General features: G+C 50.3%; 16 protein-coding genes. 1 reads left to right on the forward strand and 15 read right to left on the reverse strand.

The features are described from left to right. The first annotated feature begins 71 nt into the window (after nucleotides 1–71). Nucleotides 72–980, forward strand: coding sequence for a LysR family transcriptional regulator (locus EDM59_RS12975; RefSeq protein ID WP_122923976.1), 909 nt, complete (start codon nucleotides 72–74; stop codon nucleotides 978–980). Here EDM59_RS12975 and EDM59_RS12980 read toward each other — a convergent pair. The 15 genes from EDM59_RS12980 to EDM59_RS13050 form a co-directional block, all read right to left on the reverse strand. Beyond that, nucleotides 977–1891, reverse strand: a complete 915-nt coding sequence (locus EDM59_RS12980; protein WP_327933445.1) for an ABC transporter permease — start codon at nucleotides 1889–1891, stop codon at nucleotides 977–979. The genes EDM59_RS12975 and EDM59_RS12980 overlap by 4 nt on opposite strands. Next, nucleotides 1888–2826 carry a nickel ABC transporter permease gene (nikB, locus tag EDM59_RS12985; RefSeq protein WP_122923977.1) on the reverse strand — a complete coding sequence of 313 codons (939 nt, stop codon included), beginning with the start codon at nucleotides 2824–2826 and terminating at the stop codon, nucleotides 1888–1890. The genes EDM59_RS12980 and nikB overlap by 4 nt, the downstream gene beginning before the upstream one ends. Beyond that, the gene (locus EDM59_RS12990; RefSeq protein WP_122923978.1) at nucleotides 2826–4505 is read right to left on the reverse strand and encodes an ABC transporter substrate-binding protein; all 1680 of its coding nucleotides are present in this window, start codon (nucleotides 4503–4505) and stop codon (nucleotides 2826–2828) included. Before EDM59_RS12990 ends, nikB begins: the two co-directional genes overlap by 1 nt. 190 nt (nucleotides 4506–4695) lie before the next feature. Then, nucleotides 4696–5031, reverse strand: a complete 336-nt coding sequence (locus EDM59_RS12995) for a cupin domain-containing protein (RefSeq protein WP_122923979.1) — start codon at nucleotides 5029–5031, stop codon at nucleotides 4696–4698. A 183-nt stretch (nucleotides 5032–5214) separates the two neighbouring features. Beyond that, entirely contained in the window at nucleotides 5215–6327 is a 1113-nt protein-coding gene (locus EDM59_RS13000; RefSeq protein ID WP_122923980.1) for a GerAB/ArcD/ProY family transporter, read from the reverse strand. A gap of 33 nt (nucleotides 6328–6360) precedes the next feature. Continuing rightward, nucleotides 6361–6570, reverse strand: coding sequence for a hypothetical protein (locus tag EDM59_RS13005; RefSeq protein ID WP_122923981.1), 210 nt, complete (start codon nucleotides 6568–6570; stop codon nucleotides 6361–6363). Between the two features lie 25 nt (nucleotides 6571–6595). Next, nucleotides 6596–7810 (reverse strand): Ger(x)C family spore germination protein, encoded by a 1215-nt coding sequence (locus EDM59_RS13010; protein ID WP_122923982.1) that lies wholly within the window; start codon nucleotides 7808–7810, stop codon nucleotides 6596–6598. Beyond that, on the reverse strand, nucleotides 7807–9360 hold the full coding sequence (locus tag EDM59_RS13015; protein WP_122923983.1) for a spore germination protein: 1554 nt from the start codon (nucleotides 9358–9360) through the stop codon (nucleotides 7807–7809). The genes EDM59_RS13010 and EDM59_RS13015 overlap by 4 nt, the downstream gene beginning before the upstream one ends. Nucleotides 9361–9649: 289 nt before the next feature. Next, nucleotides 9650–10093 (reverse strand): MarR family winged helix-turn-helix transcriptional regulator, encoded by a 444-nt coding sequence (locus EDM59_RS13020; protein ID WP_122923984.1) that lies wholly within the window; start codon nucleotides 10091–10093, stop codon nucleotides 9650–9652. A gap of 52 nt (nucleotides 10094–10145) precedes the next feature. Next, on the reverse strand, nucleotides 10146–11039 hold the full coding sequence (locus tag EDM59_RS13025) for an AEC family transporter (protein ID WP_122923985.1): 894 nt from the start codon (nucleotides 11037–11039) through the stop codon (nucleotides 10146–10148). Nucleotides 11040–11189: 150 nt separating this feature from the next. Continuing rightward, a complete protein-coding gene (locus EDM59_RS13030; RefSeq protein WP_122923986.1) occupies nucleotides 11190–12224 on the reverse strand; it encodes an EamA family transporter in 1035 nt (344 codons plus the stop codon). A gap of 39 nt (nucleotides 12225–12263) precedes the next feature. Continuing rightward, on the reverse strand, nucleotides 12264–13319 hold the full coding sequence (locus EDM59_RS13035) for an MBL fold metallo-hydrolase (RefSeq protein WP_221176053.1): 1056 nt from the start codon (nucleotides 13317–13319) through the stop codon (nucleotides 12264–12266). A gap of 41 nt (nucleotides 13320–13360) precedes the next feature. Next, nucleotides 13361–14515 carry an FAD-dependent oxidoreductase gene (locus EDM59_RS13040; protein WP_183192905.1) on the reverse strand — a complete coding sequence of 385 codons (1155 nt, stop codon included), beginning with the start codon at nucleotides 14513–14515 and terminating at the stop codon, nucleotides 13361–13363. 57 nt (nucleotides 14516–14572) lie between these two features. Further along, nucleotides 14573–15145 (reverse strand): NADPH-dependent FMN reductase, encoded by a 573-nt coding sequence (locus tag EDM59_RS13045; protein WP_122923988.1) that lies wholly within the window; start codon nucleotides 15143–15145, stop codon nucleotides 14573–14575. 38 nt (nucleotides 15146–15183) lie between these two features. Beyond that, nucleotides 15184–16356, reverse strand: coding sequence for an acyl-CoA dehydrogenase family protein (locus EDM59_RS13050; RefSeq protein WP_122923989.1), 1173 nt, complete (start codon nucleotides 16354–16356; stop codon nucleotides 15184–15186). Nucleotides 16357–16371 lie beyond the last annotated feature (15 nt).

The raw sequence follows: 16371 nt of genomic DNA on the forward strand, positions 1-16371 counted from the left end.
TCGCTTGCTTTTTTGTGTTATACTTCTGCTCATATCAAGGAGTAGTAATATTCTGAAAGGTTGTGGGTGCGATGAATCTTGATAATATTGAGGCGTTCTTGTATGCGTTTCAGCTCGGTAGCTTCAACAAGGCAGCAGAAGCGCTCTACCTGACTCAGCCGTCTATCACCGCCAGAATTCAGTCCCTGGAGAGAGAATTGGAAGGCCCTCTCTTTCACCGCGACGGCAAGCAGATCGCCTTGACAGAGCGCGGCAAGCAATTTCTACCGTACGCGCAAAAAATTTTGCATGCCTATCAAGAGATTTCCTCTACGCTGCGCGAGAAGCCTTTGGCGGAAAAAAGCTTGACCATCGGCTGTACCCTGCTCATGTCTACGCATATTCTCCCGGAAATTCTCCCGATCTATCGCAGGAAATACCCAGGCGTCAACATCCGGATTCTCGTTGGGTCCTCCGACTATATCATGGACAAGGTATTGAAGAAGGAGGCCGACTTTGGACTGGTGCGGACGGTGTCGCATCCCTTGATCGAATCGTTTCACCTGCACACTGATACACTCCATCTGGTCGTGCCGCCGCATCATCCGTTTCGAGAGATACCTCCCTCGAAGCTGACCTGGGACAAGGTGGGCAAAGAACCGCACATTCTTCTCGCTCATGGCACGATTGAGTGGCTCTTGGTCCAGCGTCACTATCATCGAAACCAGATCAATCCCCATATCATGATGGAAGTAGACAATTTTGAAGCAGCGAAAAAAATGGTCATGCGCGGAGTCGGCATCAGCTTTTTACCGGAGCTCTGTATAGCGGAGGAGCTGTCCAACAACCTGCTCTACGAAATTTCGCCACAGCCAAGTGCTCAGCTCACGCGCAAGATCGATATCATTTTTTTACGAGACGGCAATCGCGATCTGGTCGAATTTTTCATCCACGCCGTCAAGGCTTTGGAACGGAAAACGCTCCTCGCCAAAGCGTACTAAGCTGATTTCGGGTCAAAAATATCGCGCAAGGCATCCCCTAAAATATTCACCGTAAACACAACGATCGTGATCGAAATACCTGGAAAGGTCGCCAGCCACCAGGCATCGTGAATATATTCCTTGCCTTCGCTGAGCATCGTTCCCCATTCAGGTGTTGGCGGCTGTGCCCCCAGACCGATAAAGCTTAAAGCGGCTGTATCCAGGATCGCGATGCCAATCTGCAGCGTGGTGTACACCAGCAAAGGACTCATGATATTCGGCATGATCTGAAAGAGCAAGATACGGGAATGAGAGGTTCCCACCGCTCGGCTCGCCTCCACATATCCCGAGGATTTGACTGACAAGGTGGCACCTCGCGTCAGCCTGGCGTATTTGGGAATCCCCGCGATCCCTACCGCAATCATCGCATTCGTCAAGCTCGGACCGAGGATGGCCACAATCGCCATAGCCATGATGATATTCGGGATGGCGAGCAAAATATCCATGATCCGCATCAAGACCTGGTCGACGATGCCGCCGACGAAGCCACTCGTCACGCCAATGAAGGTCCCTGTAATGAAAGTGATGGATACGGCCATGACGGCCACCATCAGCGTGACCCTCGCTCCGTGCAAAAGTCTGGATAAAACATCTCTGCCAATGGAATCCGTCCCCAGCATATGCTCAGCCGACGGTCCTGTAAGCAAGTCCTCATAGAACGGTTGGGTCGGGTCGTGCGGAGCGAGCCACGGCCCGGCTATTCCTACAGCGATCACCACCAGCAGGATTCCCAAGCTGTATCGGGCCTTCGGATTGCGCCACAGCTTTTCCAGAAAGCTGTCCTCCCGAATCCACGTCATCCTGCTGGTTCCTTTTTGCGAAGGGACCGGCGGAGGGGCTGGCAGAACTGGATTGGCTTGATTCATGGTCATGTTCCCTCCTTGAGCTTTCCGACCTCGATCCGCGGATCAATTACGCTGTATAAAACGTCGACCAACACGTTGATCAGGACAAAAATCACCCCGATGAATAAAATGATTCCTTGGACGAGGGGAAAATCACGGGACGCAATGGCACTGATCGCCAGCGACCCAAGTCCAGGCCAGTCAAATACCCGCTCAATGATGACGGTACCTCCCAGGAGCGATGCAATCTGCAAGCCCACGATCGTCACAACTGGAATCATGGCATTGCGAAAAGCGTGAACGAACAGTACCGCACTCTCCCCCAGCCCTTTTGCTCTCGCCGTACGAATGTAATCAAACGTGAGCACTTCTACCATTCCGGCTCTCGTCAATCTACTGATCACCGTCGAAGCCAATACACCGAGCGTAACTGCTGGTAAAACAAGGTCCATGAAGCCGGTTCCGCCCGCAATGGGAAACCACCCCAGCTTCACGGTAAAAAACATGATCAGTAAAATTCCCAACCAGAAGCTGGGGATAGAAACTCCGAGCGTAGCCAGGCTCATCGCAGAAAAGTCGAGCAGGGTATCTTTAAATCTGGCCGCGAGAATGCCCATCGTAATGCCGATGAATATCGCGATCAGCATCCCGCTCGCTGCCAGCTTGACGGTGGCGGGAAAGCGCTCCATGATTTCCGTCAGGACGGGGCGTCCCGTCTTGAAGGACGTCCCCAAATCCCCTTGGACTACATGAGAGAGGTATTGAAAATACTGCGTCAACAGCGGCTGATTCAAGCCTAGCTGCTCTCGGAGGGCATGAACCTGCTCCGCCGTCGCATTTTCCCCCAGCATGATGCGAATCGGATCACCCGGGATCAAATGAATCAAGGCAAAGGAAAAGATCGAGATGCCCAAAAGCACAATCAACCCGGAGCCCAAGCGCTGTATTAGAAACTGTCTCATTATTGATTCACCCAGCTGTCTTGGTACATCAAGCCTCGCAACGGATGCATCCGTACTCCTTCCACCGGCTTACGCACCACGTTGAACTGCTTCTCCGTATAAAGCGGTACCCACCATGCTTGCTCCACGACGTATTTTTGGATTTCCTTGTAGACTTCCTTGCGGGCAGCGCTGTCTACTGTCGTTCTGCCTTTGATCAACAGGCTGTCCAGCTTGTCGTCCTTGACGGCACTGAAGTTCAGACCATTGGCGATTTGGCTGGAGTGCAGGAACAGGTAAAGGACGTCCGGGTCATTTAGCGTGTACCCCATCAGCGTCATATCAAAATTCCCTTTTGTCGCCGTGTCAACCAAAGCGCCCCACTCCAGCGTCACGATTTTCACATCGACACCGACATCCTTGAGCATCGCTTGAATGACTTGCGCAGCCTGAGCCCATGTACCTGTTTGCGCCAGGATCTCCATCGTCAGCGGCTTGCCGTCCTTTTCGTAGATTCCTTGCGCATTCTTCTGATAGCCGGCCTTTTCCAACAGCGCCTTTGCTTCATCGGCTTTATAGGCATAGCCGTAGTCTTTTACTCCTTCATCGTAACCAAACAAGGAGGGAGGAAGCGGACCGTAGGCCACAACACCTTCGCCTTGTATGACTGCCTTCATGATAGCTTCTTTATTAATCGCCATATTCAGAGCCTGTCTGACTTCAAGCTGCTGGAATACCGGCTTTCTCGTGTTCATCATAATGAACAGCCCCAGACCATTGCGGAGCATTTCCTTTACCTCATACTGCGGGTTATCCTTGTATTTCTTCACGTCCTTGGCATCGATTTTGGAAGCAATATCGATCGAGCCGCTCTCGAGCGCCGCTAGCATGGTTTGGTTTTCGTTGATAAATTTGTACACGAGCTTGTCAGGGTAAACCGGGCCTTGGTTCTTGGCGATCGGATCCGCCCAGGTGAAATCTTCATTGCGGACGAACGTAATGGATTGACCATTCTCCCAGCTCTCAAATTTCCACGGTCCGACGCCCACCGGTTGACGGCCGTATTTGTCCCCCGCTTTTTTGATCGCCTCCAGAGACAGCGGCTGCAGCCAACCCGGATCACTCAAGTATTGCAGCAATGGAGCAAACGGTTGTTTGAGCGTAAGGACTAGCGTCTTATCATCCGGCGCTTCCACCGAAGCTACCTCAGACAGGTTGCTGCCTGCAACTTTGGCAGCCGTCTGTGGGTCAAGGGCTCGCTGATACGTTTCAGCAAACGATTTGGCCGTCAGCGGTGTGCCGTCCTGAAACTTCACACCGGAGCGTATGACAAAGGTCCATGTCTTCCCGTCCTCCGACACGGTCCAGCTCTCCGCTAAATAAGGCTTGAATTCCAGCGTTTCGGGATCCTGCGTAACCAGTCCCCCACCGAGGTTTCCTGCGATTTGGTTCGCGACCGCCATCCCTGTTTTTTGGATATCTAATTGATCCGGCTCGTCTTTTAATCCAATGGTGATGGTCCCGCCCTTTTTCGGCTCCAGACTCGCACTAGCAGGCTGTTCTCCTGTCGTTGCCTGTGTACCGCTCGGCGCAGCTGTGTTGCTCGTGGACGAGCTGCTACATCCCACGAACAACGAAGCTACCAGCGGCACCATTGCCGTCAAGGCTACTATTTTTTTGAAAGATACGGTCGTACCCATATCGTCGCCCCCTCGTATGTAGTAGAAATACTTTACGAAAACAGTATCATAATTCTGAAAATACAGATTATCAGACGTTTTTATATGGTATAGATGATTTGTTTCCTATCTGCTCAGAAAACAAGAAAAGCCGCCACAATCCCGCTCCCTTGGCCGGATCATGACAGCTTTTACGATCTATTTATCCTTGTTAAGAGCATCTCTTAAGCTTTGCTTGTAAATGTTGATTGGGCTCAATGAACAGCGTATGACATTCTCCATTTGGAACGAAGATCTTGTAAGCCACTCCTTTTGGAATGACGATCAGCTCTCCTGCTTCCACCCAGATGTTGCGCTCATGGTACATCATGAGCAGTCGACCTTTGATTACATACAGGAGCTCATCCTTATCATCATGCTGCTGCCAGTCAAATTCGCCCTGGAGCTTTTCCAGTTTGATGGAGGATCCGTTGATTTCCCCTATTACCTCGGGACCGCTAGAACCTTGAAACTGAGAAAAATGCTGACTGATATTTATCTTTTCCATCACGATGACCCTCTCCTTTTTTCTATATCCAAATGATACGCAAACGAGTAGGGAAGTTACATAGAACACGCCTCATAGCTAGATGAGAGATCGAATCACAAAACGATGATAAGGTGCAGAATATTGAGATTCCGCACACGCGCAAAGCCTGGTTTCCATCGATGAAGCTCTCTCTTCCAGGCTCTACTCGGTCTCGCTCTTCCGCAGCTTCCCCGCCACATTCAGCATGAGGAGAAGCAAAGCAGGCAGCAGCACACAAAAGCTGAGATCAAACCACGGGTAGTAGTTCTTTATGATTTCATTGTAAACAGTCACATTGGGTGTTCCTGCAACCGCACCGACCAGAAGAAGCATACCGAGCGGAATCGTCAGCATGCGATCCTCCTTTAAGCGGAGCATTTGCGAGATTCCTGTCGCCAGCCCAAAAAAGAGAATGAGCGATTTATAAAATACGGTAATGATCCACAGAAAAGTAATGATAACCTCGACCCGCTCCAAAAAGTTGCCGACTTCTATTTTTTGTGCCAATACAAATGTGGGATAGTATTTCGTAAGCATCAAATTCGTCCCCAGCACCAGTACGCAGAACAGAACAATGACAAACAAAATCGCTCCACCCAGGAAAAATCCCCACAGAATCGGCTTCGTGAGCGAATCATTGCCTACAACATGGGGGACGAGCATCAGGAGAATATACATCTCCGCAAATCCGAAGGTAAAGGCAGGAAGCACTCCCCTTATCATGGGACCCATGCCCTTAGCCGCAAGTGGCTGTAGATTCGATATTTCCACTTGCGGGATCAGGAACACGACGAGAAATACAAACAATCCGAGAAACATCGGAAACAAAAGCTCACCCATTCTTGCAAACGCCTTTACTCCATACCGATAGGCGATGATGATCACCGTTGTGTACAGGATGATAATGGCTTCAGCAGGGGTCTCCGGCATCATCTGCGTAGTCATGAATTGACTCATCTCGCTTACTAGCGCGAGGCTGCATATAAACATTTCAAGCAGAAAAAGCAGAGAAAAGACACTCCCCAGCCCTATCCCCAGATTGCTTTGAGCCACTTCAATCAGGCTTTTACGCTGCTGCTTGTGTGCGATTCCGGAGAATACCCCACCCACGGCAAGCCCGAAAAATAAGGCAATCAGCATCGACAGCCAAGCGTCCTGCTTTACGGAGGACGCAATGACAGTGGGGAGCACGAGGATCGAGTCTCCGATCACCCCGAGAATGATTAAAATCGTGAACTGCCTCTCCGATATATGGGCGTTGACGTATCGGTTCACCTGCGCCTCCTGATCCGTTGCACCGTTCCTCTTCTAAACAAAATCTCTGAAGACGACTTTCAACCAGGCAAGTGGATTTGGTAGTTTCACATCCAGCGCCAGTAGGGCACAACACGTTGTAGATACAAACAGCAGCAAAATAAAAACGGTCAGCTCCCGTTTTTGCTTTCTCTGGACCAGCTTGGGAGCCTCCATCCAAAAAACACCAAATGACAGAACCAGTACTGCAACAAATGCTGCCATTCGCGGACCGCCCTTTCTCGCCTTTTCACTGCCGCATGGTGGAATTGCCTATCGTTCCTGTCTGTCTGATCGTCACCTTGCAATCATAATGAACGACGAGCTGGGGGTAGATTTCCTCGTTCCAACGATCCTTGATCTTCTCCCAATATTCCGGATGCTGCTTTTCTAGCTTGCTCCCGAAGCCCAATATGTCTGACTTTAGCTCCTGCGTCCTTATGACCGCTTCTTCCGAATTTTTTTGGACGATCCGCCCGGTTTCTTCTTGAAGTCGAGTAATCGTCTCCGGTTTGGACAAATCCATATTCTTGCATACGCGGTCAACAACGTTTGCATGGGTCCTCATATGAATCGTGATTTCCGGCTTTCCTTTGCTAAGCTTCGTTTCCAGTTCGGTTTTGGAAGAAGTGATTTCAATACCTACATACTTTTCGCTGCCACACGGTATCTCCACGGAGGTGCTTTGTAGTTTATCCGTGATGTCTGTATAGCCTTTGCTCTCCGATTGGTTCAGCCAGCCAATCAGTTTATCCTTCTTGAACACAGCTATTCCTTCATAGCGCAATCGGCTCGGCGGAAAAAATTTCTCGATATTTTTCTTCGACTCCCCCATTTCAGGGCTGCCGATCAGATTGATGCCGGTTAAAGCAAGCTCTTGACCTTGTCCCGACAATCTATTCATGACTTCGTCCAACGTAATCGCTACGGTCGGTGCCCAGGTTTTCTCGGAGGTTCGAAGGGATTGCTGCATGCTGTCCGTCGGCAGTTCCTCCAGTGGAGTGTACATCCTGAGAATGTCCTGTGCCTTGACTCCCCTCGCGATGACGACATTGAAGTCCATCCGGTTTTCATTATCGCGGATCGAGTTATCAATCAAGTCGCTGATACCTTTTCTGGCTAACTCTTCACTGATCACGTACATCTGCAGATGCCCCATATACACCTTACGTGGTGCCTCTGCAGTCAGAGACCTTGCAGCTTCAAAAATCGTACGGCCTCTCCCTTGAAACACCGAGCTGGGAGAACGATCCTCGTTTCTTTTCTGCATCGAGATTTGACTGGGGTTGACGACCTGAAAGGAAACCAGGTATTGGCCATCCTCCCAGTCGATCCCGATCCCGAGCACGATCATCAGGTCATTCAGCTCGCGGCGACTCCAGCAGCCGGTCAATACCAGCAAGCAGAGAACAATCAAGGCTATTTTGTACAGGCTGCGACTTCCACCACACTCTCTCCTGATCATCGCCTCCGATACCTTCTTTCTCCACTCCCCACAGCTGTGTCCGGACGCTTAAAGCTCATCCATTTCGGTAAGCGGACGAGTGAGTCCTCCATGAAGGTCGAACGGTACGGAGACAAAGGAGACATATAAGGCTCGCCAAAGGATTGCAGGGAGCATAAATGGAGCAGCAGCACAAACAGCCCCATAAAGATGCCGAACAAGCCGAAGCTCGCAGAGACTGCCATGAAGACAAAACGGAGGATGCGCACCGGAATCGACATGCTGTAAGCTGGCAGAGTAAAAGTGGAAATCGCAGTCACTGAGACGACGATGACCATCGCCGCTGAGACGATCCCCGCTTCTACAGCCGCTTGTCCAATCACGAGCGTCCCCACGACTGATACCGCCTGACCGATCGCACGGGGCATACGCAAACCGGCTTCGCGCAATATCTCGAAGGTGATTTCCATCACCAGTGCCTCCACAAATGCTGGAAAAGGAACTCCCTCTCGTTGGGCTGCGACGCTGATCAACAGGGAGGTCGGGAGCATCTCGCGGTGAAAGGTTGTGATGGCGATGTACAGCGAAGGGAATAAAAGGGAGATAAAAAAGCTGCCAAAGCGTAAAAGACGGAGCATGCTTGCATACACCGGGCGCTGGTAGTAATCCTCCGGAGATTGAAAAAAGCTGATAAACTGCGTCGGCACCAGCAAGACGTTTGGCGTACCGTCTACCAGAACAGCTACTTTTCCCTCCAAAAGCTGAGCCGCCACGCTATCTGGCAGCTCGGAGTTGTACACAGTCGGAAACAGGGAAAACTTTCCGTCCTCGATCAATTCCTCGATAAAGCTGCTATCCAGAACACTGTCAATATCGATAGCCCGTATCCGTGAGCGTACTTCTTCGATCACCGAAGGCTTGGCGATCCCATTGATGTACATGATGGTGACGTCTGTTTGCGTCAGTCGCCCCATTGATATCGTTTCCAGCCAGAGCCGCGGGTCCTTTATTTTCCGTCTGACCAGTGACGTATTCGTACGCAGCGTCTCCGTAAAGCTCTCTCTTGGACCGCGCACGACCGTCTGCGTCGTCGATTCCGTAACGGCACGACCGTTCCATTCACGAACGTCTGCGTGATAGGCCAGGGCATCTCCTTCCATCAGAATGACCGCTTCACCCGCGAGCAAATATTTGTACAAGGATGCCATTTCGGAAACTGTGCGAATCGCACCCATGCCGAAAAGCAGCTCCTTTGCGAGGACCGTCGTACAGATCTCTTCCTCTCGTTCTTCCGTGAAAGCTGTCTTGATGGAGTGGTTTAAAACATCATAAATATAGCAATTGATCGCAGCAGCGTCTGATAGCCCGTCGATGTAAACGATCGCCGTGACCACCGCTCCCGTTTTCTCATAGCGAATTTCCCGTACGACTACATCATCGCTTCTGCCCAAATCGTTCATGATCTGCGCGAGATTGTGTTCTACTCTTGGGTCGATCGGAACCGCTTCGTACTTGTGCATGATAGGGGAATGATTCAGATTTCGATGATCTAGTGATGACCTGCTAGTCATGCGCGAGCTACCTCCTGCTGTCGTAACCATCGTTTCTTGTCCCCATTATTGCCATCGGAATTTTGAGATAAACACAGGGAGGACGTGCTCGCTTCTGCTTAGAAAAAAGGGGGGAAGTTTACGATTTCCTACCGGTGGAAGCATCCTTTTGTTTGCCAACGCTTTTGCGCGCAGATAAACGGTACCCTGCCAGCAAAACGGCTGCGCCGATACAACCGCATTTCCATCCCTCCCCCTCGAAATACACTTACAGAATAAAGTTTAGAAACTAAACTAAATATCCAAAAAATTAAGGTTGCAAATGAGCAACCAGTTTGTCGAGACAGGCTTCGAAGATTTCGATTTCCTTTTGGTCGAATTGGGCATACAACTCTTTGTAAAAGCTCTCGTGCAATTGCTGGTGGGCCAAATAAGCGCTTCTTCCCTTCTCGGTGAGCGAAACGAGAACGACGCGAAAGTCTGCTGGATCGTGGACGCGCTCTACCAGCTCTTTTGCCTGCAGGCGTGTGATTACCTGTGTGACAGCCCCCTTTGTGACGCCCATGTGTTGTGCCAGCTCGCTCATGAGCAGACTTCCTTCGGTGCCGATCGCATCAATCGTATGGATTTCGCCAGGGGTTAAGGCTCCACCGTCTCCAAAGGTACGCGGATGCCTCTCCAGCTTTCTTAGCTGCTGAATGAATCGTCCAATGGCATAGCTTCCGGTCTGCGGTACTTGTTTTTTATCATTCATGCATGTAGTTTAGTTCCTAAATTAACCATTGTCAACTGCTTCCTGCTCGCTCCTAATGCAGGACATTCAGCAAAAACGTGAGCGTCCCTACACTGATGACAGTCGTCACCAGCACACTGCTGGATACAAACTGCGGTCTCATATTGAATTGAATCGCGTAGATCGCAGTGGTCGCCGCTGAAGGCATCGCTGCCAGAATGACCAACACATTTCGCAGCAGCGGATCGATCGGAAAGAACAGACAGATCAGATACGCCAGCAAGGGAGATGCGACCAGCCGGATCACACTCACGACACTCAGCTGCTGCCACGCGAAGTTGGAGGAAGACACATTCGCCAGCTGCATGCCGAGAATCAGCATGATGACAGGAATAGCTGCCTGTGCAACCAGATCAATCGCTTGGTAGTAGCTCTCGGGGATGACGATATTCATCTGTTGCAGCAGGATCGCCACTACCACTGCATAATTGGAGGGCTGCTTGAAAATGGCTTTGATCGCCGTCCCCACTCCCCCTCTTCCCCGGGAGGCAAAATACACGCCGAACACTCCCATAATAATCGAGTGAAAGACCATGATCTGCACGGCATACGTAAAGCCTGCTTCCCCAAACGCAAAGAGGATGATCGGCGTGCCGTAGTTCCCGCTGTTCATGAAGGCGGTGGACAGCATCACGGCACTCTCCAGCTGCTTGTCGTATTTAAACAGCTTGGAGGTCAGGAGCGTCACCAGAATCAAGGCAGCCAGAAGCAGCAGCGAAATGATCACGATGTAAAAGAGCTGAAGATCCAGGGCCGTCTTGTAAAAGGTACGAAATACGAGGGCGGTCGTCAGCACGTAAATAGCCAGCGTCGATATCGGTTTCAGGTCCAGCTTGAAAATACGTTGGAGGATATAGCCGGAGAGAAAGATCAACAAGACCGGCAAAATGACTTGAACAAAGATCATGGCTTGTTACCCACTTTCCGAATCAAATGAATGCTAAGAACAGTATAGCAGAGCGAAACAAAAAAACTCGCCTGAAAAAGCGAGTTTTTCACAAGGAACGCTTCTTTGTCCAGCACTCCATTTGTCGTGGACAGACCTTTTTCCGTTACCCTACTGTTTGACGCTGCTTCCTAGATCAGAAACAGACACACCGGCTGGCTCTGCGATCGCAGCTTCCACTTCGGGCTCTGGGGAACGCTGCAGGATGTAAGCTGCGATCAGGATCAGGGCACCTCCGACGATTTGCACGAAATACAGCTGCTGGGCCAAAAAGATTGCAGCTAGAACAGAGCCTACAACCGGTTCAAATATTTGCAGCATGGAGGATCGTGTAGCACCGATCATCCGGATCCCTGTCAAGAGCATCATCGTAGGTACGGCTGCTGCAATCACACCGGCGAACATCAGAAGCGGCCAATGCGAACCATCCTGGAATGGAAGCAGCAGCGAATCCTTGTCACCGAACGAAAAACCAATGATCGCAAATGCAATCGCACCGGCAACGAGAAAAATAGTCGTCGCGTACGAAGCTGGAACACTGGAATAGCCACTGCGCCCTACGAGGATGTATACCGACATACCGACAGCAGCGAGGAGAGCTAGGGCAATTCCGATCCAATCGAAGCGTACTTCTGTGCCAAACATTTGCCCCACAATGGCCATTGTACTGCCTCCCAACGCGAGTAAAAGCGCTATTAATTTCGGCTTCGTCAACACTTCACGTCCTGTGACGGTACTGATCAGCGTGACGAGTGCGGGATTGATGTAAAACAGTAGATACGCCAATGCCACAGTCAAGTGGACGAACGCGTAAAAAATAGCAAGGCTGTAGGTCATAAAAGCAAGTGCCCCGATGCACAGGTTTCGCAGCTCCGATTTCGGGATTTGGGAAAAGGGGATACGCTGTGCACGAGCAGGACGTCCCACTCCAAAAAGAAGCAGAATCATCATGGTAATGGCACCAAAGGTTTCACGCCAAGCTGCAAAAGCAACAGGGCTAATGCCGGACTCAAATGCCAGGTTGGTTAAAACCCCAAGGGTGGAGAACAGAGCTGCGGCAGAAAGAACGATCAGGATACCGGCGAGCTGTGACTTTCCACCGTTTGTTTTTGAACCAGGATTCGGTTGGATCCCATTCTTACTCATCGCGGATCGCCCACTTTCATTCAATAATGAGGATAAGTACTACCGCTCCGTAATGTTCACTTCTTCACCGATTTCAAATGTCATAAGATCCTCGCCGACGATTACTTTTCCGTCATAGGTCGACTGTGTCCGGTACAGGAGATGGGCACTTGCTTCGCTCATGTCACCTAGCAGTACGACATGGGAATAAACAGCGAGCTTAGGTTTTGTTTGACTGAACACTTTTCCTGCTTGTTCGGGTGTCGTATGAACAGATAAAATTTTTTGAAACGCAGGTATGTTTACTAGATCTTCCGGTTTTGCTACAGCGACCTCGTGGATCAGAAGATCAGCCCCTTTGCCGTGCTGAACCACATTCTCGTTATAGGTGGTATCGCCGGAGAGTACGACAGAGTGTCCCTTGTAATTGATTCTGTAGCCAAAAGACGGATCAATATCATGGCTAACCAGGAAAGCTTCCACTTGAACGCCATTTTTCTCATACACGATTCCCGGTTTGATGTCATGACCCATCGGTTTTGCACCCTCGGGCACGATATAGCCATGTTCAATTCGCGTATCAATATCCCGTTTATAGGCCTTTTCCAAGTCCTCCATCATGGTTCGGGTACCTGCTGGCCCCCAGACTTCAAATTCCGTACTCCGATGACCGGTTGTGGTTAAGGTTCCTGTCAGCCACACATCCGGTAATCCGACGGTATGATCGGAATGCAAATGAGTCAGGAACAGCTTCGTGATCTCACCAGGCATTACGTTGATCTGGCTCATGCGTAAAGCGACTCCTCTGCCTGCGTCAAAAAGCAATTTTTCACCGCCAGCCTCCACTAACGTAGCCGGACCGAATCGCTTCATGCTAAGCAGCGGAGTGCCCGTTCCGAGAAGCGTTACTTTAAAATCGCTGGTTGGTGCGGCTTCCTTTTGCGAAGCATCCTTGGCGAGTATCGCGGCTTCCTTTTGCGAAGCATCCTTGGCGAGTATCGCGGCTTCCTTTTGCGAGGCATCCTTGGCGAGTATCGCTGTTGGAGTAGGAAGGACAGTCAGTGTAAGTGCCAGTATCAGGGAAACAGAGAATTTGCGGAGTGCGCTCTTTTTCATCTTTACGTAATCATCCTCCCATCATGGGTAGCCAGTAATCCTTATAAGTCCGGCACTTCCGTTAACGAAAAGACATCTCCTGCACCCGTCACATGCCTCGCTGCGGTACTGATCATCCGATCAACATTCTCGGATCCCAGTGTTTTGCGAATGACCTCCGAACGGATTCCGAGCAACTCCTTTGGCCATTGCGCAGCAGCCGAGCCGTATATTCTCGACCAGAGCTGCGTCTTTTCTGCAGTCGGTCTCATCAGCTTCTCCCAATCCTTTAGAGCGGTGTCGATGTCGTTCTTTTCGAGTTGCTTGGCTAATTCTAGCGCGCTCGTAATACTTACCCCCGCTCCTTGTCCTAAATTGGGCTCCATCCCATGTGCCGCATCCCCCAGCAGCGCGACTCTTCCCTTCGACCACGATTGCAGAAATACGTAATAGAAGTAACGATCCAAGCGAGTATGTTCGATTCGCTCCAGAATGGATTCCAGATGTGGAAACGAGGAGAGCCAGGCTTTTTTGTTCCATGGATCTGATAGCCCCTCCTCATCTGCAGAAGAAGCTGTCAGGTACACATACATGAACTGCTCAGTAGAAGGAGAAATACCGATGCGGCGGTAAGCAGACCAATGCTCCTCTGCTATGCCTTTTTTGTCTTCTTCTTTACGAGAGATGAGAGCTCTGACCGCTCCGTTATTTACTTTTTCAAACGTGTGGGGAATATTCAGCGAGTTTCTGATGTTTGAATAGATCCCGTCCGCTCCCACTACCAAATCAGCGGAATAGGTCTTTCCGTGATCCAAAGTAACTGTCCCTGAACAATCAGCAGAAACAGCGCATGCATTCGTTTCCATTTGCACGCCCGCTTTGATCGCCGCACGAGCCAGCGCACTGTGGACATCCTTTCGCGGGATAATGCAAAAGCGATTGCTTTGGGTAAAAGGTGTGGAATGAATCAGCTCCTGCTTTTCATCGATCATGTCCAGCTTCGTAATGAATTCCACATTCGCGCAGGCTTCCTCGTACACTCCGATTTCTTCCAGCACCTTCAATCCATTTTCCCACGTATAAAGACCGGCCCCGATTTCCCGAAGCTCCGGGGATCGTTCCAGAATTTGCACATCGAAACCGCGTTGAGCGAGAGCCGTTCCCAATGTTAAACCGGATAGACCTGCGCCAGAGATGATAATTTTCTTTTTGCCCACTAGCCTCATCCCCCATTTCCAAGTTGTTCCTCGATGAAACACCGCTCCAACTACGACTCAATCGTTTCCATGATTCGCTGCAGCCATGTGATTGGCAGTCTTTAAACCTACTTGCAGCTGTATCAATTCTTTTGCTAAATTCGCGATTCTGTTTCCCACGTCTTCATCCACAATTTCATTCTGCTGATTAAAATGGTCGGTGTGTGCGTAAACATAGCCTGGCGCGACATATGCCCGAAAGTATCCTGCAATGGGCTTCAACTGGTTTTCAATCACCAAGTAATGCTGGTAGGTTCCGCCATTCGCCACAAATCCCATCACTTTATTTCGCAGAGCCTGCGGCTGAATATGGTCCAGCAGGTTTTTCAGTGATCCGGTCATTGATCCCTGAAAGATCGGCGTTCCTATGACATAAAAATCTGCCGAAGAGACGATATCGATCACCTTTTTTGTATCGTCTGTATAGGCGGACGGATTGCGCCCGTCACATAGGGAGACCTGGTAATTACGAAGATCGAGAAGTTCTACTTCGATATCAGGCCTAGCTTTTTTAACTTCGTCCAAAACTCGGTTTACGAGAATGCTGGTTTTTGCTCCAATCATCGTGCCGGATATGCCTAGCAGCTTCAACCGAAATCCCCCTTTCCAATAAACAGTTCAGTCCGCAGCTATTGGCTGCTACCGAGCTCATAAGAACCGAATACGTCACTGGCCGCATCAAAGTTCAAATATCCATGCATGGACATGACTTTCACATCTCGCCAATAAACCTGCATGACGTTCCAATCGTAAACAGCCGCTGAACCACTGAACTGAAACAATTCGTCCACAGCACTACTGCAGCTTCGTGCGAGATAGGAATAATTGCGGTGCAATCTTGCCCGTTGCCCCAGGTCAAATTCCCCGCCTGGGCGAATCACATCCAGTGCTTTTCTTAGCAGCGTTTCTGCCGCATCTATCTGTGCGGACAATTCTGTCACTCTCTGTTTGAAATGGGAGGGTACACCCGATTCGTTATTTGAATTTTTAGACAATCTTTCCCGAAGCGTTTTGATAAAAAACTCGTAAGCTCCGAGCGATGCTCCTACGATGGCGGAAGTCAGGCAAGTAGGCAGTGCACAATACAGAGGGACGTTATACGACGCTCCACGATTGATGGACATACCTGGCGTGACTCCTGGGCCAGCCCACTGCGACAGATTAATCACCCGATGCTCGGGAACAAATGCATCCGATATCGTAAATCCATTGCTGCCACTGGCTTTTAGTCCTGCCACCTGCCATTCGTTCACGATCGTATAATCACTTCTGGGCACCAAAAACATGTATCGCTGTGGATCTTCTCCTGCAAAGGACCTTTCCGTACTGCTCGCCATGACCCATTCCGAATGCTCGATCCCGGATGAGAATGACCACTCTCCACTTAGCTGATATCCGCCCTCGACACGTACGATCTTTTCATTTCGAGGAAAAGCCAATGCGGTAGCAATGTTCACATTTGGATTTTCTGACCATACCTCCTGCTGCGCTTGCTGTGGCCAAGTTGCCAGCATCCATTGGTGGGCGACAACAAACGTATAGCACCAGCCCGCCGCAGGATTTGCTTTTGCTACTTCGATCGTAGTATCCACAAGCGCATCCAGCGTTAATTCATGACCGCCAAAGCGGGCAGGCTTCAAAATCGTTGCCAGTCCAGAATCCATAATATCCTGTATCGTTTCGTCAGGCTGTCGGTAGAGCAGCTCTCCCTCCTTCATTCGTCCACGAAGCTTTGCCGCCAATGCTTTCGCCCTAGCCACCGCCTCGTCGTGAGTCATCCTTTTTGCTGTTTGAGCCTCCATACTAATTGCCCCCTC

The sequence above is a fragment of the Brevibacillus nitrificans genome (genome assembly GCF_003710965.1).
Classification (GTDB): domain Bacteria; phylum Bacillota; class Bacilli; order Brevibacillales; family Brevibacillaceae; genus Brevibacillus; species Brevibacillus centrosporus.

Coding starts and splice junctions, on each gene's coding strand:
- EDM59_RS12975 (WP_122923976.1), top strand. CDS start 72: ATGAATCTTGATAATATTGAGGCGTTCTTGTATGCGTTTCAGCTCGGT.
- EDM59_RS12980 (WP_327933445.1), bottom strand. CDS start 1,891: ATGACCATGAATCAAGCCAATCCAGTTCTGCCAGCCCCTCCGCCGGTC.
- nikB (WP_122923977.1), bottom strand. CDS start 2,826: ATGAGACAGTTTCTAATACAGCGCTTGGGCTCCGGGTTGATTGTGCTT.
- EDM59_RS12990 (WP_122923978.1), bottom strand. CDS start 4,505: ATGGGTACGACCGTATCTTTCAAAAAAATAGTAGCCTTGACGGCAATG.
- EDM59_RS12995 (WP_122923979.1), bottom strand. CDS start 5,031: ATGGAAAAGATAAATATCAGTCAGCATTTTTCTCAGTTTCAAGGTTCT.
- EDM59_RS13005 (WP_122923981.1), bottom strand. CDS start 6,570: ATGGCAGCATTTGTTGCAGTACTGGTTCTGTCATTTGGTGTTTTTTGG.
- EDM59_RS13010 (WP_122923982.1), bottom strand. CDS start 7,810: ATGATCAGGAGAGAGTGTGGTGGAAGTCGCAGCCTGTACAAAATAGCC.
- EDM59_RS13015 (WP_122923983.1), bottom strand. CDS start 9,360: ATGACTAGCAGGTCATCACTAGATCATCGAAATCTGAATCATTCCCCT.
- EDM59_RS13020 (WP_122923984.1), bottom strand. CDS start 10,093: ATGAATGATAAAAAACAAGTACCGCAGACCGGAAGCTATGCCATTGGA.
- EDM59_RS13025 (WP_122923985.1), bottom strand. CDS start 11,039: ATGATCTTTGTTCAAGTCATTTTGCCGGTCTTGTTGATCTTTCTCTCC.
- EDM59_RS13030 (WP_122923986.1), bottom strand. CDS start 12,224: ATGAGTAAGAATGGGATCCAACCGAATCCTGGTTCAAAAACAAACGGT.
- EDM59_RS13035 (WP_221176053.1), bottom strand. CDS start 13,319: ATGAAAAAGAGCGCACTCCGCAAATTCTCTGTTTCCCTGATACTGGCA.
- EDM59_RS13050 (WP_122923989.1), bottom strand. CDS start 16,356: ATGGAGGCTCAAACAGCAAAAAGGATGACTCACGACGAGGCGGTGGCT.